Consider the following 25,349-nt stretch of genomic DNA (forward strand, 5'->3'; position numbering starts at 1 on the left):
AAGCACTCGCGGAGCTGGTCGTCGGTGAAGCGCGCCCAGTCGAGCTTCATCGCGGGGTTCGCGATGGTCGGCGTGGCCGCGGGGGCGACGACGTGCTCCCACTCGCCGTAGCGCTGTCCCCAGAAGGCCGTGCCCCAGGCCGCGTTGAGGCCGTCCAGGTCCGTGTAGCGGTCCTTGAGCCACCGCCGCCACGCGGCGACGGCGCGCGGGCCGAAGTCCTCGGCGACGGGCACGCCGTACTCGTTGTGGATGTGCCACAGGACCACTGCGGGGTGGTCTGCGTAGCGCTCGGCAAGCTTGCCCGCCATGCGGGCGACGGCCTCCCGATACTCAGGCGAGGCGTGCGACGCCATGCCGCGCGAGCCGAAGCCCATCACGGTGCCGTTCTTGTCGGTGACGCGTGCCTCCGGGTACGCGTGGAAGAACCACGCGGGCGGGGACACGCTCGGGGTGCCGAGGTCGACGGAGATCCCGTTGTCGTGCAGCAGGGAGATGATGTCGTCGAGCCAGGCGAAGTCGTACTCGCCCTCGCGGGGTTCGAGCATGGCCCAGGAGAAGATTCCGACGCTGACGAGGTTGACACCGGCCTCGCGCATGAGCGCGACATCCTCGAGCCAGACCTCGCGAGGCCACTGCTCGGGGTTGTAGTCGCCGCCGTACGCCAGTGCGTCGACGCGCGGCCAACTGCTGTCTGCCATGACACTCCATCGGGTCGGGCTCGGATGCTGCCCTGTGTTGCACAGTCGCAGCCGGGTCGGCTGTGACCGGTCACAGTCTTACTCGTCATTTTCGGGCCACGCAAGTCCGAGCCGTGCCCGTGACACAACTGTGACCGTTCTGAGAGCGTCGACCTTATCAGGGTCGCGAACACCGGTGAGGCCGGATACGCTGTGCGCGTGGCACCCACTCCCAACGGCGGGCGAAAGCCGACGATCCGCGACGTAGCGACCGTCGCGGGCGTCTCGCATGGCACCGTGAGCCGCGTCCTCAACGGTGGCAAGTGGGTCTCCCCCGAGGCGCGCGAAGCGGTGGAGCGCGCGATCGCGACCACCGGATACACGGTCAACCGCCATGCCCAGGCGCTCGCGACGGGACGCGCCAACTCGATCGCCTTCCTGCTCACCGAGCCGCAGCATCTCCTCTTCGCCGATCCGACCTTCTCGATCCTGCTGCGCGGGGCCGCCGAGTCGGCCGCCGCGCGCGGGGCCACGCTCGTGCTGCTCGTCGCGGGCACCGATGCCGAGCGCGCGAACGTCGCGGAGTACGTGCGCGCGGGCCACGTGGACGGCGTGCTCCTCATCTCCTCCCACGAGGCGGACCCGATGCTCGAGACGCTCGTGTCCGGGAACATCCCGACCGTCGCGTGCGGCATCCCTTTGGGCTTCCGCGGCGAGATCCCTCACGTCTCGGTCGACGAGGCGGGATCGGCGCGCACGATGGCGAAGCACCTGGTCCGTCAGGGTCACAAGCGCATCGCGATGATCACGGGACCCCACGACACCCCTGGCGGGCGCTATCGCCTCGAGGGCTTCGCTGACGCGCTTGGCGAACTGTTCTCCGAGGACCTCGTCGAGGAGGGCGACTACAGCGAGGACTCCGGCGCTCGGGCGATGGAGCGGATCCTCGCCAGGTCGTCGGACGTCGACGCCGTGTTCGCGGCCTCCGACCTCATGGCGGCCGGCGCGCTGACCGCGCTGCGTCGCGCGGGCCTGCGCGTGCCCGAGGACGTCGCCGTCGCGGGCTTCGACGACTCGGGGCTCGCCGAGCGCCTCGAGCCCCCGCTCACGACGATGCGGCAGCCCTGGGAGCAGATCAGCGAGGAGATGGTCACGCTCCTCCAGCAGGTCGTGGGAGGCGGCATGCGCAAGTCGATCACGCTGCCCGCCGAGCTCGTGGTCCGCGCGAGCGCCTGACCGCCCCGCTCGGGACGTTCCGAGGTTCTCTCGGGGCCACGTTCGCGGTAGGTTCGGCGTATGGCCCTTCCAGGTGAGAAGCCCATCGGACGCATCCCCGTGATCGACGTCCAACCGACGCTCGAACAGGGCCGCTGGCCCGTCAAGGCGGTGATCTCGGAGGCGCTCCCGCTGCGGGCGACCGTCTTCATCGAGGGCCACGATGCGGTCGCCGCGACCGCGGTAGTCACCCATCCGAACGGCAGGACGACGCGGATGCCGATGGACGAGGTCAACCACGGCCTCGCGATCTTCGAGGCCATCCTGCTCCCGCGGACCGAGGGCCGGTGGTCGTTCCGGATCGAGGGCTGGGCGGACCCGTTCGGGACCTGGATGCACACCGCGTCCAAGAAGATCCCGGCCGGCGTCGACGTCGAGCTCACGCTCGGCGACGGTGTCTCTCTCCTCGAGCGCGCACTCGAGGACAAGTCGCTCAGCGAGCGCCAGCGAGCGGTCCTGGTCGCGGCACGCGAGACGCTCCGCTCGGGCGAGCTCTCCCCGGTGAAGACCCTCGAGGCCGCGCTCACCGACGATCTCAAGGACGTGCTGCGCACCCATCCCGTGCGGGACGGCGTGACGTCGTCACCCGAGTACCCGCTGAACGTCGAGCGCGAGCGCGCGCTCGTGAGCTCGTGGTATGAGATCTTCCCTCGCTCCGAGGGCGCGAAGCAGAACACGCGCACCGGGGAGTGGAAGTCGGGCACCTTCCTCACCGCGTCGAAGCGCCTCCCCGCGATCGCCGACATGGGCTTCGACGTCGTCTACCTCACGCCGATCCATCCGATCGGGACCACCCACCGCAAGGGGCGGAACAACTCGCTCACGGCCATGCCCGGCGACCCCGGCAGCCCGTACGCGATCGGAGCCGCCGAGGGAGGGCACGACGCGGTGCACCCGGAGCTGGGGACGATGCGCCAGTTCAGGAACTTCGTCAAGAAGGCCAACGGGCTGGGCCTCGAGGTCGCGCTCGACGTCGCGCTCCAGTGCTCCCCTGATCACCCGTGGGTCAAGGAGCACCCCGAGTGGTTCAAGGTCCGCGCCGACGGGACCATCGCGTACGCCGAGAACCCGCCCAAGAAGTACGAGGACATCCACCCGCTGTACTTCGACAACGACCCGGTCGGCCTGCGCGAGGCGATCCGCGACGTGCTCGACGTGTGGGTCGACGCGGGCGTCACACTGTTCCGCATCGACAACCCCCACACCAAGCCGCTCGAGTTCTGGGAGTGGCTCATGGCGGACTTCGCCGAGCGGCACCCCGAGGTCGTGTTCCTGTCGGAGGCGTTCACCCGTCCCCCGATGATGCACACGCTCGCGAAGGTGGGCTTCCACCAGAGCTACACGTACTTCACCTGGCGCCCCACGGCCAAGGAGATGGGCGAGTACCTCGAGGAGGTCTCGGGAGACGCCTCGTACTACATGCGGCCGAACTTCTGGCCGACGACGCACGACATCCTCACGCCCGACATGCAGCGCGGAGGCGCGCCGCTGTATCGGGCGCGCGCGGTGCTCGCCGCGACCGCGTCGCCGTCGTACGGCATCTACACCGGCTACGAGTTCGTCGAGAACGTTCCCCGCCCCGGCGTCGAGGAGCAGATCGACAACGAGAAGTACGAGTACAAGCCGCGCGACTGGAGCCGTGCCGACGAGCACGGCATCGCCTCGCTGCTCACCACGCTGAACTCCGCGAGGAAGTCGCACCCGGCGCTGCGCCGGCTGAGGGGCCTCACGGTCCACAAGACCAGCAACGACCAGATCCTGTGCTTCTCGCGACACCTCAGCGCCGAGGAGTCTCCCACCGGCCGCGCCGACACCGTGATCGTCGCGGTGTCCTTCGACCCCCACCACGTCCAGGACGGCATCGTCACGCTGGACATGGAGGCGATCGGGCAGGACGCCGACGCCCGCTTCCTGGTCGACGACGTTCTGACGGGAGCGGCCTTCACGTGGGGCCGCGACTTCTACGTGCGGCTCGATCCCGCGGGCACGATGTCGCACGTCGCGGCGGTGCGTCGATGACACTCAGGAGCACCTTCGACGCGCCGAACCGTCCCTGTCGCGGCGCCGCCCCCATGGCCTACTCTCAGGGTAACGGGACCACCAACGGCGGCGGCGCTCGCCGCCACGCGAGGCGGTCGCGCCTCGCCAACGAGAGGGAGGCGAGTGATGCCTGAGGGCCACGACCCCGCGCTGATGGCCGATATCGCGCAGGGACGACACCACTCCCCGCACTCTCTGCTCGGACCGCACGTGTCCGAGGCCGGCGTCACGATCCGCACGCTGAGGCCCTTCGCGGCCTCCGTCGAGGTCGAGACGCTCGAGGGTCGTTGGGCTGCGAAGCACGAGCAGGACGGCGTGTGGACGGTGACCATCCCGGGCAACGAGGCCCCGGACTACCGCCTGCACGTGGCGTATGACGGCGAGGCCGTGCGCCAGGACGACCCCTACCGCTTCCTGCCGACGATCGGCGAGCTCGACCTGCATCTGATCCGCGAGGGCCGCCATGAGCGGCTGTGGACCGTCCTCGGGGCCAACATCAGGCACTTCCCATCCGTGCTCGGCGACGTCCGCGGCGCCTCCTTCACCGTGTGGGCGCCCAACGCACGCGCCGTGCGCGTGGTCGGAGACTTCAACCACTGGCAGGGTCGCGGGCACGCGATGCGCTCTCTCGGCTCGTCTGGCGTGTGGGAGCTCTTCGTCCCCGACGTCGGCGAGGGCACCATCTACAAGTTCGAGATCCTCGGCAAGGACGGCCAGTGGCGCCAGAAGGCGGACCCGATGGCCCGCCGCACCGAGGTCCCGCCGCTGACCGCGTCGATCGTGACCTCCAGCGAGTACGGGTGGAACGACGACGTCTGGATGGCGTCCCGCGCCGCGTCGGAGCCGCACCGCTCGGCGATGAGCGTCTACGAGGTCCATCCCGGGTCCTGGCGCCAGGGACTGTCCTATCGCCAGATGGCCGACGAGCTCGTCGGCTACGTCTCCGACCTCGGCTTCACCCACATCGAGCTCATGCCCGTGATGGAGCACCCCTTCGGCGGCTCGTGGGGCTACCAGGTGACGGGCTACTACGCCCCGAGCGCGCGCTTCGGCGACCCGGACGACCTGCGCTACCTGATCGACCGCATGCACCAGGCCGGGATCGGCGTGCTCCTCGACTGGGTGCCGGGCCACTTCCCCAAGGACGAGTGGGCGCTCGGTCGCTTCGACGGCACGCCGCTGTACGAGCACCCGGACCCGCTTCGCGGCGAGCAGCCCGACTGGGGCACGTTCATCTTCGACTACGGCCGCTCCGAGGTCCGCAACTTCCTCGTCGCGAACGCCGTGTACTGGCTCACCGAGTTCCACGCGGACGGGCTGCGCGTCGACGCCGTCGCCTCGATGCTCTACCTCGACTACTCGCGGCAGCCCGGCCAGTGGCGGCCCAACGTCCACGGCGGGCGCGAGAACCTCGACGCCATCGCGTTCCTCCAGGAGGCCAACGCCACCGCGTACCGCACCGCCCCCGGGGTCGTCATGATCGCCGAGGAGTCGACCGCGTGGCCGGGGGTCACCGCGCCGACCAACGCCGGCGGCCTGGGGTTCGGCCTCAAGTGGAACATGGGCTGGATGAACGACACCCTCCGCTACGTGTCGGAGGAGCCCGTCCACCGCTCGTATCACCACCACACGCTGACGTTCTCGCTGATGTACGCCTTCTCCGAGCACTTCACCCTGCCGCTCAGCCACGACGAGGTCGTGCACGGCAAGGGCTCGATCTACGGCCGCATGCCGGGCGACCACTGGCAGCGCGCCGCCGGCGTGCGCGCCCTGCTCGCATACCAGTGGACCCACCCGGGCAAGCAGCTCATCTTCATGGGCACCGAGTTCGCCCAGGCCGCGGAGTGGTCCGAGAGCCGCTCGCTCGACTGGTGGCACCTCGACGACCCGCTGCACCGCGGAGTCCAGACGATGCTCCGGGACCTGAACGGCCTCTACCGGAACACCCCCGCGCTGTGGCAGCGCGACAGCGAGTCCGCAGGGTTCCAGTGGATCGACGCGGACGACTCCGAGCACAACACGATCGCGTTCCTGCGCTACGACGACGCCGGTTCGCCCGTCGCGGTGGTCGTGAACTTCGCGGGAGTGCCTCACGAGGGCTACCGCTTGGGCCTCCCCCGCGGCGGCGCATGGGACGAGGTCTTCAACACCGATGCGGAGGCCTACGGCGGATCGGGCGTGGGCAACCTCGGCCGGGTCGAGGCGGACAGCTTCCACCACCGTGGGTGGCAGCACGCCGCCACTCTGCGGGTGCCGCCCCTCGGCGCGGTCATCCTGAGGCCCGCGGGCTGACGGCCCCGAGCTCTCGCACCCAGCCTCGGCCTGCCGCGGGGCGCCTTTGGCTGACGCCCCAGGGCCCCGAACCACGCGTCGCGACAACGCTCGCGCCAGACGCACGACGGCCGCTCTCCCCCGCGGGGGTGAGCGGCCGTCGTGCGTCGCCGTCGATGCGGCGGCATGGCTAGTTGAGGAGCATCGCGAGGGAGCGGCGGCCCTGCACCACGCGCGGGTCCTGCGGCCCGACCACGTCGAACAGCTGCACCAGACGCTCTCTCACCGCATCGCGGTCGGGTCCGAACACGCGCGAGCCGACGTCGAGCAGGCGAGCGAAGGCGTCCTCGATCTGTCCGCCGAGCACGTCGATGTCGCCCACGGCGAGCTGCGCGGCGACGTCGTCGGGCGCCGCGGCAGCCGCCGCGCGCACCTCCTGAGGATCCATGCCTTCCGTGCGCTGCAGGAGCAGCACCTGAGCCCTTCCCGCACGCGCGTCCGCGTCCTTCGGGTTCTCCTTCAGCGCCTGCTCGTACGCGGCCACCGCCGCGTCCATGTCGCCGCGCTCGATCGCGTCGTAGGCCTCCTGGTGGAGCGGCGGGAGCGGCTCAGGGGCGGCCTGCTCGGCCTCGCCCTGAGCTCCCTCGGCGGCGGGACCGGTGATGCCCGCCTGCGCCGCGACCTCCTTCACCTGCGCGAGCACCTCGCGCAGCTGCTCCTCCGTCGCCGCACCCTGGAAGAGCGGCGCCGGACGCGCGCCGATCAGCGCCATCGCTGCCGGGACAGCGTTGATCTGGAACGCCTGCGCCATGCCGCGCTCGGCGTCCACATCGCAGCGGGCGGGCAGGAAGCCGCCGATCTCGCCAGCGAGTCGCTCGACGTCGAGTGCGAGCGTCTCGCTGGCGGGCGCGGCCGCCGACGTGAACACGATCACGATCGGGACCGTCATCGACTGCTCCGCGAGCGCCTGCAGGTTCGCCTCGCCTGCCGCGATGGCCGTCGGCGCACCTGACGCCTGACGCTCGGCGCGCGCTCGCTCGGCCTCCCGCGCCTTCGCGAGCGCGGCGAGGTCCACGGCTCCGCGGAGCGCGGAGTCGGGCAGCGGTGTGTCTGTCACGGGGATACCTCCGGTCTCAGCCAGCGCTGAGCTTGATCAGGGTGTGGTCGGCGGCGACGACGCCTGGAAGCGTGTCGGCGCCGGCACCAGGCACATACATCACGATGAAGTCGGCGTACGTGTAGGTGACCTTGCGCTTGATCTTCCCGTCGACCAGCGGCTGGTCGTCGTCCGCGATGATGATCGTCGCGTCCTTGACGGAGATCGACGAACGGACCGTGAGCGGTGCGAACACGATCGCGCCGCCGTCCGCGGTGCTGATCGCGAACGTCCCGTCCATGTCGGGGTTGATCGTGTCGACGAACTCGCCGTCGGACTCCTTCGCCGTCTTCGTCAGCTCCTTGCGCGCGGCGAACAGCCGCTGGCGATACGTGTCGTCCGCGAAGCTGTCGTTCAGATCGGACTTCGCACCGGAGCGCAGCAGCTTGAGGTAGTCCTCATAGGCCTGCTGCGGCGTCGGGTCGATCGTGTCCGTGTCCATGTCGAGCACGGTCGTGCCGCTCGTCGCTCCCGGCATGGAGGGCAGGGTCGCACCGGGCACCATGTGCGCCCACCCGACGAGCGTGTAGTCGTCCTCGATCGACTCCTGCACCCACACGAGCACGAGCGGCGTGAGGTCGTCGTCGGGCTGCTCGGTGACGGCCGCCATGACCCGCGGCCACTCGCCCGCCGCCGGCAGGTAGACCGCCTGCATCTCGGACGGGATGTCCGTGAGCTCGTACTTCTTGTTGTCCTTCTTGAGCTTGTACTGGGCCTTGCGCGCGCGCTTGGCCTGGCCGTCCACGCGGTTGCCGAGCACGGAGGCGTCGAGCTTCTTGTCGGCCTTCTTGAGCTCCTTGAAGGTGTCGTCGATCACGGCCTGTGCCTGCTCCTCCTGGAGCGCGGCCGCTGCCTCGACGGACGGGGCCGCCACTGGCTCGGGAACCTCGGGGGTGCAGCCGGCGACTGCCAGGACCGCAGCGGCGGTCGCGAGTGCGACGAGAGCGCGCCTCATCGGTCCTCCTCCTCGTCATCGGGCTGGACGGCCTGCTCGGGGGGCAGGAAGGGCGACTCCGAGGCCGCCTCCTCTGCTGCGGGCTTGCCATCGGCGGCCTTAGTGTCCACGGGCTCGATGGGCGCGTAGGCGTCGCTGGTCTGGACCGCGTCGGCGTCCTCGGCGAAGTCGCCGCTCGGTGCTGCGGGCTCCCCGGGGGCCGTCTGCCCGGCCGACACGATCTCGGGCTGCTCCTCCGGCGTGATCTCGGCGGCGGGGATCGCGGCACCCTCGAGTCGGCGAGCGCGCCGCGAGCCGGGCTTCGGCCCCTCGTCCCCCGCGCCGATGCGCTGGCGGTGAGCGATCCACTCCTCCGCACGCGCCTGCACGGGACGGACGTCGAAGACGAGCAGGAGCAGCGCCAGGAAGCCGACCCCGGTGAGGATCCCGCCCCACACGATCAGCGGCGTGATCCATGCGTCGTTGACCTCGCGCGACAGCTTGAGGTCCACCGAGGTCAGAGGGGAGCCGTCCTCCGACACGAAGACCAGGTCGAGGCCCACCTCGACGTCGGCGGCTCCGACGGACAGCCGGTCCGTGCCGGTCCATGAGTCTCGCCACAGGTCGGTCGAGCCCTGCAGGAGCGACTCGTACTGCGGCTCGTCTGCGGCGGACGAGGCGGACGGACTCGCGTCCGCGGCCTCGTCGTCGGCGTTCGCGGCGTCGCCGTCAGCGGCCTCGTCCGCGGTGGCCGCGTCGTCCGTCGTGTCCTTGTCCGTGGCTTTCTCGTCCGTCTTCTCGTCTTCGGTGGCCTCGTCGTCCTTGGCATCACCGTCGGACTCCTCCGACGCCGAGGGCGACGCCGACGGCGCGGGAGACATGTCGGCGACCGTGGCGGTCAGCCCGTCCCACGTGGGCATGCCCTCGACGTAGGTGACGACCTTGTCCGAGGCCCAGGCCTCGAGGTCCACCGGCAGCGCGGAGAAGGCCAGCAGCGTCCCCTCGCCGTCGACGGCGTAGCGGCCGCCCTCGGCGAAGGCCAGCATGTCGGCGGGAACGATCACGGCAGCGGTGTCGACGGTCGCGGGGACCGTGACGGTCGACTCTGGTCGCTGCGACTGAGCGACCAGTCCGACGACCAGCGCGACGACGCCGAGCAGGCCGGCTATCAGCGCGGTTGTACGCAGTCTCAAGGGTGGAACCTCCAAATATCCACTCATTACTGTAGGAGATGACCCGCAGAGGTGACACATCGGCCCTGACCGCTTTGTCAGTTCTGAGTGGGCCGCACTACCCTTGGGGGAGCCGCTGACGCTCCCCCGCACAGCGCCCCGACCCCTTGCACCTAGGAGACCCCCAGCATGGCCGAGGACAACCTCCCCTTCCCGATCACGATGCGCGGCTTCGACCGCGAGGCGGTCGCTGCTCACATCGCGAGGCTCGAGGACGAGGCCTCGTCCGCGCGCAAGGAGGCCGAGTCGGCCCGCGCGGAGGCGGCGAAGTCCGCCAAGGCTGCCGAGGAGGCGAGCAAGAGCCTCAAGGAGGCGGACCAGCCGACGTACAAGGGCCTCGGTGCCCGCGTCGAGCAGCTGCTGCGGTCGGCAGAGGAGCAGTCCTCCGACGTCGTCGCCCGCGCGAACACCCACGCGCAGGACACCGTCGCAAGGGCGAACGTCGCCGCGCAGCAGATCCGCGCGCGGGCCGACAACGAGGTCGCAGAGATCCTGGCGCAGAGCCGCCGCGAGGCCGACGAGATCCGCACGCAGGCCGAGCACGAGGCGGGTTCGGCCCGTGAGGCCGCCGAGCGCCACGCCGCCGAGGTCGCCGAGCGCGCCAAGCGCGAGTCGGAGCGCATCGTCTCCACCGCCGACAGTGACGCTGCCGAGCGCAAGGCCTCCGCGGACCGCGAGCTTCACACGCTGCGCGCGACGGTCGAGCGTGAGGTCACCGAGCAGCGCGTCACGAGCCAGCGTGAGGCCACCGAGCTGGTCGAGTCGGCGCGCGCCGAGGCCGAGGAGACCACCTCGTCCGCCAACGCCGAGGCGGAGCGCCTGCGCGGCGAGGCGGAGCAGATCCTCGAGCAGGCTCGCGCGGAGCGCTCGCGTCACGAGACCGAGGTCGCAGAGCTGCGTGCGACTGCGGACGCCGAGATCGCGGACATCCGCAACTCCGCCGACAACGAGGCGGCCGCGCTGCGCGCGGAGGGCCAGGCGTCCGTTCGCGCGGCCAACGAGGAGGCCGCCGGCATCCGCTCGCAGGCCGAGGCCGCCGTCGCCGAGATGCATGAGGCGGGCGCTCGCGAGATCGCCGCGCTGCGTGCCGAGGCGGAGGCCTACGGCAAGGAGACCCGCGCCGAGGCGGACACCTACGTCAAGGAGAACCGCGCGGCGATCGCCGCGGAGATCGCCGCCGCGCGCGAGGCGGCCGACTCCTACGCGACGACCACCCGCTCCGAGGCCGACCAGCACGCCGAGCATGTGACTGCCGAGGCCGCCGCGTTCTCGAAGGCCACACGCTCCGAGGCCGACCAGCACGCCGAGCGCGTGCGCGTCGAGGCCGACACCTACTCCGACTCGACGCGTGCGCAGGCCGACGGCTACAGCCGCGACGCCCGCACCGAGGCAGACTCGTACGCGAGCACGCTGCGCGCCCAGGCCGAGGCGTTCGTGCGCGACAAGCGCACCGAGGGCGACACCTACGCGGAGTCTGTGAAGGCTCAGGCGGACGCCTACATGCGCGACAAGCGCACCGAGGCGGACACCTACCTCGAGACCACGCGGACGCAGGCCGACGCCTACGCGAGCGAGACGCGCAAGGACGCGGACAACTACGCGGAGACGACTGCCGCGCAGGCCGAGGCCTACGCGAAGGACACGCGCAAGGACGCCGACAGCTACGCGGAGACCACCAAGCTGCAGGCGGACGCCTACGGCCGCGACACCCGCACCGAGGCTGACCAGTACTCGGAGACGACCCGCGCGCAGGCCGACGTCTACGGTGCGGAGACCCGCGCCGCGGCAGCGGCAGCGGCCGAGGCGCTCCGCGCCGAGGCGAACGACTACAGCCGTGCCTCGCGCGCCGAGACCGACGGCTACGTGCGCGACACGCGCGTCGCGCTCGCCGCGGAGATCGACGCCGCGCGCGGCGACGCGGACGCCTACGCCAAGGCGGTGCGCGCCGACGCCGATGCCCAGGGCCAGGCGACCGCTGCCGAGGCCGACGCCTACAGCCGAGACACTCGCGCCGGCGCCGACAAGTACTCGCAGGCTCAGCGCGCCGCCGCCGACCAGTATGCCGACGAGCTCCGTGCCACGGCCGCGGACGAGGCGCAGGCGCTGCGCGAGGAGGCCGAGACCTACGACCGCCTGACGCGCTCGGAGGCCGACCAGTACGCGACCGCGACCCGTGCGAGCGCCCAGTCCGCCCTCGACGCCGCCGAGCAGGAGGCAGAGCAGGCCCTGGCCGTCGGTCAGGCGCAGGCCCGCGACATCGTCACCGCCGCGACCAACGAGGCGAACACGCTGCGTGCCCGCTCCGACGAGGAGGGCGCCGCGGCGCTGTCGTCGGCCCGCGCGGAGGCGCGCCTCATGGTCGAGCAGGCCAAGGCCGAGGCTCAGCAGCTGCGCACCGTCGCACACTCGGACGTCGAGGCGGCACGCGAGGAGGCGCGTCGCACCCGCGAGGACCTCCAGATCGAGATCGTGCAGCGACGCGAGGCCGCCGAGCAGTCCCTCAACCAGCTCCACGCGGAGGCGACCGCCGAGAACGCGGCGATGGTCGAGGATGCGAAGGTGCGCGCCGCCGAGGCCGAGGACCGGCTCTCCGCCGCGCTCGAGCGCGCCGAGGTCGTGCGCCGCGAGGCCGAGGCCCACGCGGGCACCCTGCTCACGAACGCGCGCAACAACGCCGACGAGATCGTGAGCGGTGCGCGCGAGCACGCCGAGACGATCATGTCGGAGGCGGTCTCCGACTCCGAGCGCGAGCGCACCATGGCCGCGCAGGAGGTCGAGGAGCTCAACCGCCAGCGCGAGTCGATCACGTCCTACCTGGACGACCTTCGGTCGCTGCTGGGCTCGGACCCCGTGTCGAACCTCGCGGCGGCGCAGAAGCTGAGCGCGGCGGCTGCCGCCGAGGCTGGCGCGAAGCCCAGCGAGGCCTGAGCCGGATGACCTCGGGGACCGAGCCGCACGACTCGCAGCTGCGCGCGTCGGCCCTCGAGCGCGCCCGTGCGGCCGAGGCCGCACAGGCGAGGACGCTGCTCACCCGGTTCATCGAGGAGGCGCGCGAGGCGGGCCTGACGCCGGGACCGCTCACGGCTCGCGGGTATGACGGCCGCGGCACCTACCGCACCCAGGTCGAGGGCTGGTATCTCAAGCGCGACCGGTCGGTCGCGGTCGGCACGGACGGCGAATTTTACGTGATGTCGGTGCAGGGCGGCGTGCTCGAGCGACTGCGAGGCACGCGCGTCGAGCCGTCCGATCCCCCGCTCGAGCTCGGCCGCGGAGGCCGGGACGGCGAGTCGATCCCGCTCGACATCGCGCTCGACCGCCTGCTCGGCAGGGAGTAGCGGCTACCTGCTCGGCAAGGAGTAGCGGCTACGTCGACGTGAGCGGCGCGAGCAGCCTCGCGACCTCCATGGGCGCCTCGAAGGCCGCGAGGTGACCGACGCCTTCGACGAGGGCCACCTCGACGCCGAGCGCCTGAGCCATCACCTCGAGCTCTTCGGCCCCGACGAGCCCATCGAGCGCACCTCCCAGCACGACGGCGGGCGCGTCCATCTCCTTGAGCACCTCGACGCGGTCGGGGCGGGCTGCCATCGCCCGCTGCCCCCACGCGATGCCGTCGCCGCTGTGCTGCGCGATGTTCGCCGCGATCGCGGCGACGAGCGCGTCGCGCGCGGCGCCCTGCGTGCCCACAAGGCCCTCTGCCATCCCACGCGGGTCCTCCGCGCCGGCGGCGCCCTCGAGCGCGTCGGCGGTCGCGAGACGCTTCGCGTGCGCCTCCTCGGTGTCCGCGGTGGCCCGCGTCGCGATCAGCCCGATCCCGGCGACGGCGCCGGGGTGGCGCTCCGCGACCGCCATGGCGACGTATCCACCCATCGAGCACCCGATCCACACCGCGGCCTCGTGTCCCGTGGTCTCGCGCATGGCCGCCACGGCGGCGTCGGCGATGAGCTCGAGCGACGGCTCGTCATCGGGAAGGGGCATCTCGCCGATGCCGGGCATGTCGAACGAGATGACGTCGCCGGGGATCGCGTCGAGGTCGGCGAGGGCGTCGATCAACGGGTCCCACTGGGCCCTGTCGACGGGGAAGGCATTGAGCAGCACCACCGGGGTGCCGTCGGGGATCACGCTCACGGTCTCCTCCTTCACGAGCGTTGCGGTGTCACGGGCGGTAGGGACGACGATGCTGTGAGGGAATGCGGTCCGCGGCGAACCGGCCGCCGCGCTTCTATTGCACCACGGACGAGGGCACGAGCGTCGGCAACGGCGCGCGGCCGGGCGCGACCCTGGCGACGATCTCGTCGAGCACGATCCTCACGTACTTCTCCCCCACCCACAGGTGCTTCGCATCCTCGACCGGGACGAGGTCGAGCTGCGTGAGCGGCGCGAACCGCTCGCGCGCCTCGTCGGGCTTCAGGAAGTCGTCGTGCTCGGGCACGAGGGCCGTGACGGGCCTGCCGGTCGCCGCCCAGCGCTCGAGGTCGGCGGGCTGGGCGCGGTGCAGGGGCGGCGACAGCAGGATCGCGCCGACGACGTCCTGCTCGGCGCCGTGCATGAGCGTGACCTCGGTGCCGAAGCTCCACCCGACCAGCCACACGTTCGGGAGACCGCGCTCGTGGACGTAGGCGACCGCGGCCCGGAGGTCGTGGGCCTCGGCCACGCCGCCGTCGAACTCGCCCTCGGAACTTCCCCGCGGAGACGAGGTGCCGCGCGTGTTGAAGCGCAGCACCGCGACGTCCGCGAGGTGCGGCAGGCGCCACGCGGCCTTGCGGAAGACGTGCGAGTCCATGAAGCCCCCGTGCGTGGGCAGCGGGTGCATCGTGACCAGCGTCGCGGCGACGCGACCGGAGGCGGGCAGCGCGAGCTCGCCGACGAGCGTGAGGCCGTCCGCGGTGCGCAACTCGATCTCCTCGCGGACCGCGGGCAGCACGGTCGTGGAGCGGATCTCGGTCATGTCGGTCGCCGCTGCGGCGACCCCCTCGGCCTCAGCCACGGGTCCTCCCATAGGTGTTCCAGCAGTGGGTGTGCCAGTGACGACGGGTCGCCGCGGCAGCGTCGGCCCCGAAGAGCCCGTCCGCCGGCCAGGCCACGAGGTGCTGCGTCGCGCCGTCGATCTCCTGGCTGCACCCCGGGCAGAGGTACGTGCGATCACTCGGGCGCGGCACCGCGACCTTGTACTCCTCGCCGCGCGGCCCGATCTCGCGGCGCGCGCCGACCGACCCCGCGAGGCGCTCGACGTCCAGATCCTGATGGGGCTGGCCGTACGGGCGCTTGGAGGAGCGGCGCTTCGAGGGCATGCGGCCAGTCTACGAAAGCGCCGCGGCCCCTCAGTACGTGCGCGCGGGCGTCTCGATCTCGACGGACGCGGGCGCGATCTCGCGCGTGCGCAGCGTCTCGCGGTACCAGTAGGCCGAGTCCTTCCACGTGCGCACCAGGCTGTCGTAGTCGACGTGGACCATCCCGAAGCGCTTCGCGTAGCCCTGCGCCCACTCGAAGTTGTCCATGAGCGACCACGCCATGTACCCGCGCACGTCGGCGCCCTCGCCCACCGCCGCGAGCACCGCGGCAAGGTGCGACCTGAAGTAGGCGATGCGCGCGTCGTCCCTCACCCGGCCCTCGGCATCCACCGCATCGTCCCAGGCGGAGCCGTTCTCGGTGATGTAGATCGGCTTGCCGGTCTCGCGGTGGATCTTGAGCAGGTGCGCGTGCAGCGCGTCGGGGTCGATGTTCCAGCCCATCGCGGTCTGCTCGCCGAGCGGCGGCATGAACTCGATCTCCTCGTCGCCCGGCCACGGCGAGTTGGCGCCCGCCTTGTGCCCGTCGGCCAGCGTCGCCACGTCCGAGGTGGCCTTGCCCTTGTGGGGGTTGTGGCGCACGAGGTGCGAGGCGTAGTAGTTGACGCCGAACCAGTCCACGGCTCCGTGCATCTCCTCGAGGTCGCCGTCGTGCACGAAGGACCAGTCGGTGAGGTGCGCGGTGTTCGGCTTCAGCACGGCCGGGTAGGTGCCGGCGACGAAAGGCTCGTGGAACATCGTGTTCGCGAGGGCGTCGATGTGCGCGGCGGCCCACCGGTCCCTGGGGTTGGACGGGTCCCACGGGCGAGGCGTGTGGCAGTTGTTCACGAGCCCGACCTTGAGCTCGGGACGGAGCGCCTTCATCGCGCGGTAGGCGCGCGCATGCGCGAGGTTGAGGTGGTGCGCCGCGATCAGCGCCTCGACGTCGTCCGCGTGGCCGGGAGCGTGCGCACCCGCGCCGTAGCCCACGAACGACGACACCCACGGCTCGTTGAACGTCGTCCAGAACTCCACGTCCGCGCCGAGCTCCTCGACCATGCGGACGGCGTAGGAGACGAAGGCGTCGACCGTGTCGCGGCTGAGCCAGCCGCCCTGGTCCTCGAGCTCCTGCGGGAGGTCCCAGTGGTAGAGCGTGACCATGGGCGCGATGCCCTTGTCCTTGAGACGCGCGACGATCCCCTTGTAGAAGGCGATCCCCTCCTCGTTGAACGCGCCGGCTCCGGTGGGTTGCACGCGCGGCCACGCGATCGAGAAGCGGTACGCCTGCAGCCCCAGGTCGGCCATCATGTCGATGTCCGTCTCCCAGCGGTGGAAGTGGTCGCACGCGACGTCGCCGGTGTCGCCTCCGACGACCTTTCCGGGCGTGTGGGAGAAGGTGTCCCAGATGGAGACGCCGCGGCCGCCCTCGGTCGCACCGCCCTCGATCTGGTAGGACGCGGTGGCGGCGCCGAGCACGAAGTTCTCAGGGAAGCGAATGGTCATGCCCCGAGTGTACCGAAACGTTTCGATTCTGTGGACTGGGCCCGTCGACCCGCTCCTACCGCGCGGCCATCTCCGCAGCGACGGCGGCGCCCGCCGCGGCGATCACCCTCGTCTGGACGGGCCGCACCTTCGCGGCCCAGTACGCGTCCACCGCCTCGAGCGCGAGCGCCTGCGAGGCCGTCTGCTCGCGCAGATCCGTGCGCGGCAGGTCGTCGAGGTTGAAACGCACGATGTCGCGCGCGAGCGCCTGCACCTCGGCGTCAGACGCATCGTCCGAGATCTCGCTCAGCCGCACGTTGAGACCGCGGAGCCTGCCCCGCACCTCGGGCTCGAGGATCGGCGCCATCACGCGGGCGTACTCGCCGCGCTGCGCCTTGGGCGTCACCTGATACCCGAGCACCATCTCGTGGGTGGCGAGGGCGGCAAGCTCCGCCGTAAGCCCGTCCGTGAGCGCCTCGACGAACGGTGCGACCTCCGCCGCGAGATCGGGAGCGCGCCGCGAGGCACGGATCTCCGCGAGCTCCGCTCGCCGGCGCTCGAGCAGGACGATCTGGTCCGCGAGGGCCTCATCGATGGCGTGCAGCTCCGCGTCCGCGTCCGCGGCGCCATCGAGAAGGTCAGGGGTGCGCTCGAGCGGCACGCCGAGGTCCGCCAGCCGACGGATCCGGATCACGCGAGCGACATGCTCGATCGAGTACTCGCGGTAGCCGTTCGCGGAACGCGGCGGCTCCTCGACGACCCCGAGCTGGTGATAGTGCCGCAGCGTCCGCGGAGTGACCCCCGCGAGCCGCGCGGCCTCCGCGGATCGCATGCGCACGAGTCTATCCAGCAGCGACGATGCTGCGGCTGGGGACGTCGTCCCGGTCGGGGGCGTCCTCTGTCCCCGTCGGTGCGGGCACGTCCAGGCGGCGCAGCGCGGGCGCGAGCGCCGCGATCGCGGTCAGGCCGGCCCAGACGACCACGCCGGCCCACGAGGCCGTGCGCAGTCCCCCCACGTCGGCGAGCGCGCCCGCGCCGAGGACGCCGAGCGGCACGGCGGCGAGCACGAAGGCGTTCTGGGTCGCCAGCACCCTGCCTCGCGCGTGGTCGGGGGTGAGATCCACGAGCGCGGCACCGATGGCCGAGTTCAGCGGCCCGGCGGCGAGGCCCATGATCGCGGCGCCCACCAGCACGAGGGTCGGGGAACTGAGCGGCGCCACGAGGATCAGTCCCAGCAACGCACCCGCCACTCCCCCGACGAACCACGCGCGGCGCCTGCGGCCGTCAGCGAGGGCGCTGTAGAGGAGCGCTCCCACGATGGCGGCCACCGCGAACGCCGCGAGCACCGCGCCGACCAATCCGGGGCGCCCCACCTCGAGCGCGTACGACGGCAGCACAAGTCCCTGGAGCGATCCCGTCACCGCCATCGAACCCGCGGACAGCACGGTCGCCCACACGAGGGTCGGACTTCCGGCGAGGACGCGCCAGCCGTCGCGCAGGCTCGCGAGCGGGCCATCCTGGGGCAACGCACGGGCCACGCGGTCCGCATCGTCCCCGGAGACTCCGGCGTCCCAGCGCCCCACATCGTCGCGGGAGGCTCCGGCGGCCGCGCCGTCGACCATCGCCGCCGCCATCCGGCCGGCTCCCCGGGGCACCGCGAGCCCCGCGAGCGCTGCCGCGCCGGACGCGGCCGCGGTGACCCACATCACGGCCGTCGGGCCGAGCACCCCGATCACTCCCGCGGCCAGCGCGGGTCCGGCGACCATGGCGAGCGCCGCGGCGCCCTGGACGATGCCGAGGACGCGATCGAGCCCGAGCCCCGATGCGCGCGCGATCGCGGGGGCCATCGCTTCGCGCGCGGAGGCGCCCGGAGCGTCCCCGACGGCGCCCGCGATCGCGAGACCGATGAACCAGCCGAGCGAGAGGCCGATCGCCCCGTCGACGAGAGGGATGGCGGCGACGGCGAGAGCGGAGATGACGTCGGACAGCACGGCGATGTCGCGGCGGTTGGCGCGATCGACCACCACGCCGGCGGCGAGCCCGACCGCGATGGTGGGCACCGCCGTCGCGGCCGCGACGACGCCGGTCGCGAGCGGGTCGCCAGTGGTCGTGAGGATGAGGAGCGGCAGCGCCACGGCGGCGGCCGCGTTTCCGAGGGCGGAGAGGAAGGAGGCGGCAAGGTAGCCGAGGGTCGAGGTCTTCATGGCTCGAGCCTCGACTATGACGCTACGTCAGGGTCAAGCGGTCGCCCGTGGCGACGTCAGCAGCGCGTCAGAACAGCCGCGTCGAGAGGTCCTCGGCCCCGCGCATCCCCTCGTAGTCGAGCAGGAGGCAGCGGATGCCCCGGTCCTCGGCGAGCACGCGCGCCTGAGGCTTGATCTCCTGGGCGGCGAACACGCCCGAGACCGGCGCGAGCAGTGGATCGCGGTTCATGAGCTCGAGGTAGCGCGTGAGCTGCTCCACGCCGTCGATCTCGCCCCGGCGCTTGATCTCGACGGCCACAGAGCCGCCCGCCGCATCGCGCGCAAGGATGTCGACCGGGCCGATCGCGGTCATGAACTCGCGGCGCACGAGCGTGTGCCCTTCGCCGAGCAGGTGCACCTGCTCCGCGAGCAGCTCCTGGAGGTGCGCCTCGACGCCGTCCTTGACGAGCCCCGGATCCACGCCGAGCTCATGCTCCGTGTCGGACACGACCTCGTGGAGGTCGATCTCCAGGCGGTCGTCCGACTTCTGGTGCTGGACGACCCAGACCTTCGCGACTCCGCGCTCGACGGCCTCCGGCTCCGGATCGACCTCACGCATCGTGCACGGGGGGCTCATCCAGTTGAGCGGCTTGTACGAGCCGCCGTCGGAGTGCAGGAGCACGGAGCCGTCGGCCTTGACCATGATGGCCCGCGTCGCGAGCGGAAGGTGAGCGCTGAGCCGCCCGGTGTACCGAGCGGCGCAGCGGGCGATGACGACCCGCATGATTCCTTACGGCAGGGCGACGCCCGGCCGAGGATCGGTGACGATCGTCACCGTGTCCTGGTCGAACGACAGGAAGCCACCCGTGATGGGCAGCTCGGCGCGGTCGCCATCCTCGGCGACGACAGCGACCGTGCCCGCGCGGAGCACCGCCAGCACCGGCTCGTGGTTCGCGAGGATCCCGATGGACCCCTCAACCGTAGGAGCGGACACCGACCGCGCCGTCCCGGACCAGAGAGTCTGGTCCGGGGCGACGATGAAAGCGGTGATGGTGGCGGCCATGGGTCAGCCGATCTCCTTCTGGATGCGGTTCCAGGCCTTGTCCAGGTCCTCGAGACCACCGATGTTGAAGAACGCCTGCTCCGAGATGTGGTCGTACTCGCCGCCGACCAGACCCTTGAACGCCTCGATGGTCTCGCTGAGCGGGACGGTCGAGCCCTCGACGCCCGTGAACTGCGTCGCCATGTAGGTGTTCTGCGACAGGAACTGCTGGATCTTGCGCGCACGGGCGACGATGATCTTGTCCTCCTCGGACAGCTCGTCGACACCGAGGATCGCGATGATGTCCTGCAGCTCCTTGTTGCGCTGGAGGATCGACTTCACCTGGTTGGCGACCTCGTAGTGGTCCTTGCCCACGTAGCGGGGGTCCAGGATGCGCGAGGTTGACGTCAGCGGGTCGACGGCCGGGTACAGGCCCTTCGACGCGATCTCACGGGAGAGCTCGGTCGTGGCGTCGAGGTGCGCGAACGTGGTCGCCGGCGCCGGGTCGGTGTAGTCGTCGGCGGGCACGTAGATCGCCTGCAGCGAGGTGATCGAGTGGCCGCGGGTCGAGGTGATGCGCTCCTGGAGCTGGCCCATCTCGTCCGCGAGGTTGGGCTGGTAGCCCACCGCGGAAGGCATGCGGCCGAGCAGGGTCGACACCTCGGAGCCCGCCTGCGTGAAGCGGAAGATGTTGTCGATGAACAGCAGCACGTCCTGCTTCTGCACGTCGCGGAAGTACTCCGCCATCGTCAGGGCGGACAGCGCGACGCGGAGACGCGTGCCCGGCGGCTCATCCATCTGGCCGAACACGAGGGCCGTCTGCTTGATGACGCCCGACTCGGTCATCTCCTCGATGAGGTCATTGCCCTCACGGGTGCGCTCACCGACGCCCGCGAACACCGACACACCGTTGTGGTTGTTGGCGACGCGGTAGATCATCTCCTGGATGAGGACGGTCTTGCCGACACCCGCACCACCGAACAGACCGATCTTTCCACCCTGCACGTAGGGGGTCAGGAGGTCGATGACCTTGATGCCCGTCTCGAACATCTGGGTCTTGGACTCGAGCTGGTCGAAGGCCGGGGGCTTGCGGTGGATCGGCCAGGTCTCGGTGACCTCGATCTTCTCGCCCTCCTCCGCGTTGAGGACCTCACCGGTCACGTTGAACACGTGGCCCTTGGTGATGTCGCCCACGGGGACGGAGATGGGGGCGCCGGTGTCCGTGACCGTCGCGCCGCGCACGAGGCCGTCGGTCGGCTTCAGCGCGACCGCGCGCACCATGTTGTCACCGAGGTGCTGAGCGACCTCGAGCGTCATCTTCAGCACGCCCTCGTCCTCGCCCTGGCTCGACAGGTCGATCTCGGTGGTGAGCGCGTGGTAGATGTCGGGGATCGCGTCCGCGGGGAACTCGATGTCGACCACGGGGCCGATCACGCGGGCGACGCGACCGGTGACCGGGCCGCGAGCGGCGGGGGTGGCCTCGTCGACCTCGTCGCCGACGGTCTTGGCGGTCTTCGCAGTAGGAGTCATCACTCTCTCGCTTCCGATCACGAGCCCGCCGCGAGCGCATCCGCGCCCGAGACGATCTCGCTGATTTCCTGGGTAATCTCTGCCTGACGCGCCGAGTTGGCGAGTCGGGTGTACTGACGGATGATGTCCTCCGCGTTGGTGACCGCGGTGTTCATCGCACGCTGACGGTTGGCGAGCTCGGACGCCGCCGCCTGGAGCAGACACGTGAAGATGCGGGCCCGGATGTACCGCGGCAGCAGCGCATCCAGCACCTCCTCGGCGCTCGGCTCGAAGTCGTACAGCGGGGTGACGTCCTCGGTGGGCTCCGTCACACCCTCGACGATCTCGATCGGGAGCATGCGGATGACCCACGGCTCCTGCTTGACCATCGAGTTGAAGCGCGTGTAGACGATGTGGATCTCCGACACGCCGCCCTGGTCGGGCGCGGCGCTGAACGCCTCGAAGAGCGTGTCGGCGATCTCGATCGCGCGCTCGAACTGAGGGGCGTCGGAGCCGTCGTCCCACACCGCCGCGAGCTCGCGGTGGCGGAACTTGTAGTACGACGCCGCGCGACGACCGGAGACGTACTGGACGATCTCCTTGCCCTCGGCCTCGAGCCGCTCCTTGAGTCGCTCTGCCTCACGCAGGACGTTCGCCGAGTAGGCGCCAGCCATGCCGCGGTCGGCCGTGATGACCAGCACCGCGACGCGGTTGGTGTCATCGCGCTCCGAGGTCAGCGGGTGGTCGGTGTGCGAGTGGTACGCCACCGAGCTGATCGCCCGCTGGATGGCACGGGTGTAGGGCGCGGCCTCACCCAGCCGCTGACGAGCCTTCCCGATGCGCGAGGCAGCGATTAGCTCCATCGCGCGGAAGATCTTCTTCAGCGATTGCGTGGACCGGATCCGCCCCCGGTACTCGCGCTGCTTGCCGCTCATCGTCCCTACTTCTTCTTGTTCGCGACGATCTGCTCCTGCTCGGAGCCTGCCTCGCCGCCGCCCGAGATCGTGGCGGTCGTGCTCAGCTCGGTGCCCTCGGACTCGAGGAACGTCGAGAGGTAGTCGTCCACAGCGGTGGCGAGCGCCTCCTCGGTGTCCTTCTCGAGCTTGCCGCTGGAGGCGATGTCGTCGAGGACCGAGGTGTTGCGACGCAGGTGGTCGAGCAGCTCGCGCTCGAAGCGCAGCACATCGGCGAGCGCGATCTTGTCGAGCTTGCCCTTGGTGCCGGCCCAGATGGAGACGACCTGCTCCTCCACCGGGTACGGGGAGTACTGGGGCTGCTTGAGCAGCTCCATCAGTCGCGCACCACGGGTGAGCTGCTGGCGGGACGCCGCGTCGAGGTCCGAGGCGAACATCGCGAACGCCTCGAGCGAGCGGTACTGCGCGAGGTCGATCTTCAGGGTTCCGGACACCGACTTCATGGCCTTGACCTGAGCGGAGCCACCGACGCGGGACACGGAGATACCGACGTCGATCGCGGGACGCTGGTTGGCGTTGAAGAGGTCCGACTGGAGGAAGATCTGACCGTCGGTGATGGAGATGACGTTGGTCGGGATGTACGCCGAGACGTCGTTCGCCTTGGTCTCGATGACCGGCAGACCGGTCATCGAGCCCGCGCCCATCTCGTCCGACAGCTTCGCGCAGCGCTCCAGCAGACGGGAGTGCAGGTAGAAGACGTCACCGGGGTACGCCTCGCGGCCCGGCGGGCGGCGGAGCAGCAGCGACACGGCGCGGTAGGCCTCGGCCTGCTTCGACAGGTCGTCGAAGATGATCAGGACGTGCTTGCCGTCGTACATCCAGTGCTGGCCGATGGCCGAGCCGGTGTACGGGGCCAGGTACTTGAAGCCTGCGGGGTCCGAGGCGGGAGCCGCGACGATCGTCGTGTACTCGAGCGCGCCGGCCTCCTCGAGGGCGCCGCGCACCGACGCGATGGTCGAGCCCTTCTGGCCGATCGCGACGTAGATGCAGCGGACCTGCTTCGTCGGGTCGCCGGTCTCCCAGTTGGCCTTCTGGTTGATGATCGTGTCGATCGCGATCGCGGTCTTGCCGGTCTGGCGGTCGCCGATGATCAGCTGGCGCTGACCGCGGCCGATCGGGATCATCGCGTCGATGGCCTTGAGACCGGTCTGCAGCGGCTCGTGCACGGACTTGCGCGCCATGACGCCGGGGGCCTGCAGCTCGAGCGCGCGGCGGGCCTCCGTCTCGATGTCGCCGAGGCCGTCGATCGGGTTGCCCAGCGGGTCCACGACGCGGCCCAGGTAGCCGTCGCCGACCGCCACGGAGAGGACCTCACCCGTGCGCTGGACCGACTGGCCCTCCTCGATCCCGGTGAACTCACCGAGGATGACGACACCGATCTCGCGAACGTCGAGGTTCAGCGCGAGGCCGAGCGTGCCGTCCTCGAAGCGCAGCAGCTCGTTCGCCATGCAGCCCGGAAGGCCCTCGACCTGCGCGATGCCGTCGGCCGCGAGGGTGACGGTGCCGACCTCGTCGGTGACCGCGCCCTTGGGCTCGTACGACTTCACGTAGCTGTCGAGAGCAGCCCGGATCTCCTCGGGGCTGATCGTCACGTCAGTCATGACTTGTCTCCTGTCGATTCCGCGTCAGTAGCGGGGTTGTCCGTGTCAGCGCTTAACTGACGAGTCGTCGTCGTGCTTCGTCGAGGCGGGCGAGGACGGTGCCGTCCACAGCCTCTGTCCCGACCTGAACCTTGATGCCGCCGAGCACCTCGGGGTCGACGGCGACGTTGAGCTGGATCTCTCGCCCGTACGCGGACGTGAGGATCGAGACCAGCCGGGCGCGCTGTGCGGCGCTCAGCTCGACGGCCGAGACGACCGAGGCGAGCAGTCGACCGCGACGCGTCGCGGCAGCCTGCACCAGGCTCTTGATCGTGGTGATGAGGCGCTGGCCGCGGACCTTCTCGACCGCGCGGTGCAGCAGCGCCTGCGTGACCTGGTCCATGCGGCCCTTGAGCACGCCCTCGAGCAGCTCGAGGCGCACCTCGCGCGACACCGAGCGGTTGGACAGCGCGACCAGCAGGTCGCGCTCGCCCTCGAGCAGGCGCTGCACCTGGAACAGCTCGTCCTCGACCGTGTCGATGTGGCCCGCGTGCTGAGCCGACGCGAGCATCGCCTCGGTACCGGCATCCTCGACCGCGACCGCGAGGTCCACGTCCTCGGACCACCGGTGGCCGGCGAAGTCGCCGACCACATCGACCACGCGGCTGTCGAGACCGCCGAAGAGGTGCTTCACGAGCGCCGACTTGGCATCGGCGTCACGAGCAGGGTCCGTCAGCGCGCGCCGCAGGGAGCCGGAGCCGTCAAGCGCGTCGACCACGACGAACAGCTCCCGGCCCAGCTTCATGCCGTCTGCACCGGACGCGCTCGCCACAGGCTCGAAGGCCTTCAGCACCGCGTCCCGTGACGCCTGACTCGTGCCTCGCATCCGCTAGCCCTCCGCCTTCACGTTCGCCTCGAGCTCGTCGAGGAACGAGTCGATGACCCGCTGCTGACGCGCGTCGTCGGCGAGCGACTCGCCCACGATCTTCGAGGCGAGATCGGTCGCCAGAGCGCCGACGTCGCCGCGCAGCGAGACGATCGCCTGCTGGCGCTCCGCCTCGATCTGCTTGTTGGCGGTCTCGACGATGCGGTCAGCCTCGCCGGATGCCTTGGTGCGGGTCTCCGCGAGGATCTGCTGCGCCTCGGCGCGCGCGTCCTCACGGATACGAGCAGCCTCGGCACGTGCCTCGGTCAGCTGAGCGGTGTACTCCTCGAGCGCTGCCGCCGCCTCCGACTGGGCCTTCTCCGCCTTCGAGATGCCTCCCTCGATGAGGGCGGCACGCTCGTCCAGGGTCTTCTGCAGCGAGGGCAGCAGGAAACGCTGGAAGGCGATGACGATGATCACGAAGATCACCGCCGACCACAGCAGGTCGTAGTTCGACGGCAGGATCGGGTTGAACTCGCTCGAGTGCTCGCCGCCCTCTTCGGCAGCGAGCACCAGCGTGGACAGGCCCAGCATCAGCTGAAGATGAAGCCGGTGACCAGGCCGAGCAGCGCGAGCACCTCGACGAACGCGACACCGATGAACATGGTGGCACGGAGCTGGCCGGCGACCTCGGGCTGGCGGGCCATGCCCTCGATGGTCTTGCCGATCAGGATGCCCAGGCCGATGCCGGGGCCGATCGCGGCGAGGCCATAGCCGACCGTCGAGATGTTTCCGGTCATCTCAGCGAGAGTGGTGACGTCCACTTTCTTTTCCCTTCGTTGGTGCCCGGCCGCTCGACCGGGCA

23 protein-coding genes are annotated in these 25,349 nt (G+C 70.7%); 5 read left to right on the plus strand and 18 right to left on the minus strand.

The annotated features are described in order from the left end of the window. Window positions 1–698, minus strand: a 698-nt coding sequence (locus tag B7K23_RS00020; RefSeq protein ID WP_200809744.1) for a beta-galactosidase, incomplete at its 3' end; no start/stop codon positions are given. Window positions 699–896: 198 nt separating this feature from the next. Between B7K23_RS00020 and B7K23_RS00025 the strand changes: the two genes are divergently transcribed. From B7K23_RS00025 to glgB, 3 genes are all read left to right on the plus strand, one after another. After that, a complete protein-coding gene (locus tag B7K23_RS00025) occupies window positions 897–1,913 on the plus strand; it encodes a LacI family DNA-binding transcriptional regulator (RefSeq protein WP_084126042.1) in 1,017 nt (338 codons plus the stop codon). Window positions 1,914–1,973: 60 nt separating this feature from the next. Next, window positions 1,974–3,971 carry an alpha-1,4-glucan--maltose-1-phosphate maltosyltransferase gene (locus B7K23_RS00030; RefSeq protein WP_084124006.1) on the plus strand — a complete coding sequence of 666 codons (1,998 nt, stop codon included), beginning with the start codon at window positions 1,974–1,976 and terminating at the stop codon, window positions 3,969–3,971. 147 nt (window positions 3,972–4,118) lie between these two features. Next, complete coding sequence (glgB, locus tag B7K23_RS00035; RefSeq protein WP_084124007.1) at window positions 4,119–6,284, plus strand: 1,4-alpha-glucan branching protein GlgB; 2,166 nt, start codon at window positions 4,119–4,121, stop codon at window positions 6,282–6,284. A gap of 169 nt (window positions 6,285–6,453) precedes the next feature. Here glgB and B7K23_RS00040 read toward each other — a convergent pair whose 3' ends face one another. From B7K23_RS00040 to B7K23_RS00050, 3 genes are read right to left on the minus strand one after another with little or no spacing between them, the layout of a single operon-like run. Beyond that, a complete protein-coding gene (locus B7K23_RS00040; protein ID WP_234996343.1) occupies window positions 6,454–7,380 on the minus strand; it encodes a co-chaperone YbbN in 927 nt (308 codons plus the stop codon). Between the two features lie 16 nt (window positions 7,381–7,396). After that, a complete protein-coding gene (locus tag B7K23_RS00045; protein ID WP_084124009.1) occupies window positions 7,397–8,374 on the minus strand; it encodes a hypothetical protein in 978 nt (325 codons plus the stop codon). Next, window positions 8,371–9,546 (minus strand): hypothetical protein, encoded by a 1,176-nt coding sequence (locus B7K23_RS00050; protein ID WP_084124010.1) that lies wholly within the window; start codon window positions 9,544–9,546, stop codon window positions 8,371–8,373. The genes B7K23_RS00045 and B7K23_RS00050 overlap by 4 nt, the downstream gene beginning before the upstream one ends. 168 nt (window positions 9,547–9,714) lie before the next feature. Here B7K23_RS00050 and B7K23_RS00055 point away from each other — a divergent pair, with 168 nt between their 5' ends. Next, window positions 9,715–12,513: a hypothetical protein gene (locus B7K23_RS00055; RefSeq protein WP_084124011.1), complete on the plus strand. Its 2,799-nt coding sequence runs from the start codon at window positions 9,715–9,717 to the stop codon at window positions 12,511–12,513. 5 nt (window positions 12,514–12,518) lie between these two features. Then, window positions 12,519–12,920: a hypothetical protein gene (locus tag B7K23_RS00060; RefSeq protein WP_084124012.1), complete on the plus strand. Its 402-nt coding sequence runs from the start codon at window positions 12,519–12,521 to the stop codon at window positions 12,918–12,920. Window positions 12,921–12,948: 28 nt separating this feature from the next. On the opposite strand, the gene B7K23_RS00065 is transcribed toward B7K23_RS00060, so the two are convergent. From B7K23_RS00065 to B7K23_RS00130, 14 genes are all read right to left on the minus strand, one after another. Further along, window positions 12,949–13,710, minus strand: a complete 762-nt coding sequence (locus B7K23_RS00065) for an alpha/beta fold hydrolase (protein ID WP_159451245.1) — start codon at window positions 13,708–13,710, stop codon at window positions 12,949–12,951. A gap of 94 nt (window positions 13,711–13,804) precedes the next feature. Continuing rightward, entirely contained in the window at window positions 13,805–14,581 is a 777-nt protein-coding gene (locus B7K23_RS00070) for an alpha/beta hydrolase (protein ID WP_375730870.1), read from the minus strand. Then, entirely contained in the window at window positions 14,562–14,873 is a 312-nt protein-coding gene (locus B7K23_RS00075; RefSeq protein WP_084124014.1) for a hypothetical protein, read from the minus strand. The genes B7K23_RS00070 and B7K23_RS00075 overlap by 20 nt, the downstream gene beginning before the upstream one ends. Window positions 14,874–14,903: 30 nt before the next feature. Beyond that, entirely contained in the window at window positions 14,904–16,352 is a 1,449-nt protein-coding gene (locus B7K23_RS00080) for a GH1 family beta-glucosidase (RefSeq protein WP_084124015.1), read from the minus strand. A gap of 55 nt (window positions 16,353–16,407) precedes the next feature. Further along, window positions 16,408–17,163, minus strand: coding sequence for a MerR family transcriptional regulator (locus B7K23_RS00085; protein WP_143338009.1), 756 nt, complete (start codon window positions 17,161–17,163; stop codon window positions 16,408–16,410). A gap of 10 nt (window positions 17,164–17,173) precedes the next feature. Then, window positions 17,174–18,535: an MFS transporter gene (locus B7K23_RS00090; RefSeq protein WP_084124017.1), complete on the minus strand. Its 1,362-nt coding sequence runs from the start codon at window positions 18,533–18,535 to the stop codon at window positions 17,174–17,176. Between the two features lie 67 nt (window positions 18,536–18,602). Further along, window positions 18,603–19,298: an endonuclease NucS gene (nucS, locus tag B7K23_RS00095; protein ID WP_084124019.1), complete on the minus strand. Its 696-nt coding sequence runs from the start codon at window positions 19,296–19,298 to the stop codon at window positions 18,603–18,605. Between the two features lie 6 nt (window positions 19,299–19,304). Beyond that, window positions 19,305–19,577: a F0F1 ATP synthase subunit epsilon gene (locus tag B7K23_RS00100; protein WP_084124021.1), complete on the minus strand. Its 273-nt coding sequence runs from the start codon at window positions 19,575–19,577 to the stop codon at window positions 19,305–19,307. Window positions 19,578–19,580: 3 nt separating this feature from the next. Further along, window positions 19,581–21,086, minus strand: coding sequence for a F0F1 ATP synthase subunit beta (gene atpD, locus B7K23_RS00105; RefSeq protein WP_084124023.1), 1,506 nt, complete (start codon window positions 21,084–21,086; stop codon window positions 19,581–19,583). A gap of 17 nt (window positions 21,087–21,103) precedes the next feature. Next, complete coding sequence (locus tag B7K23_RS00110) at window positions 21,104–22,000, minus strand: F0F1 ATP synthase subunit gamma (protein ID WP_084124025.1); 897 nt, start codon at window positions 21,998–22,000, stop codon at window positions 21,104–21,106. A gap of 5 nt (window positions 22,001–22,005) precedes the next feature. Beyond that, window positions 22,006–23,640, minus strand: a complete 1,635-nt coding sequence (gene atpA / locus B7K23_RS00115; RefSeq protein WP_084124027.1) for a F0F1 ATP synthase subunit alpha — start codon at window positions 23,638–23,640, stop codon at window positions 22,006–22,008. A 52-nt stretch (window positions 23,641–23,692) separates the two neighbouring features. Continuing rightward, complete coding sequence (locus B7K23_RS00120; protein ID WP_084124029.1) at window positions 23,693–24,505, minus strand: F0F1 ATP synthase subunit delta; 813 nt, start codon at window positions 24,503–24,505, stop codon at window positions 23,693–23,695. Window positions 24,506–24,508: 3 nt separating this feature from the next. After that, on the minus strand, window positions 24,509–25,078 hold the full coding sequence (locus tag B7K23_RS00125) for a F0F1 ATP synthase subunit B (RefSeq protein WP_084124031.1): 570 nt from the start codon (window positions 25,076–25,078) through the stop codon (window positions 24,509–24,511). Next, window positions 25,078–25,308, minus strand: a complete 231-nt coding sequence (locus tag B7K23_RS00130; RefSeq protein WP_084124033.1) for an ATP synthase F0 subunit C — start codon at window positions 25,306–25,308, stop codon at window positions 25,078–25,080. Before B7K23_RS00130 ends, B7K23_RS00125 begins: the two co-directional genes overlap by 1 nt. Window positions 25,309–25,349: the final 41 nt, after the last annotated feature.

Source organism: Demequina sp. NBRC 110054 (genome assembly GCF_002090115.1).
Taxonomy (GTDB): Bacteria; Actinomycetota; Actinomycetes; order Actinomycetales; family Demequinaceae; genus Demequina.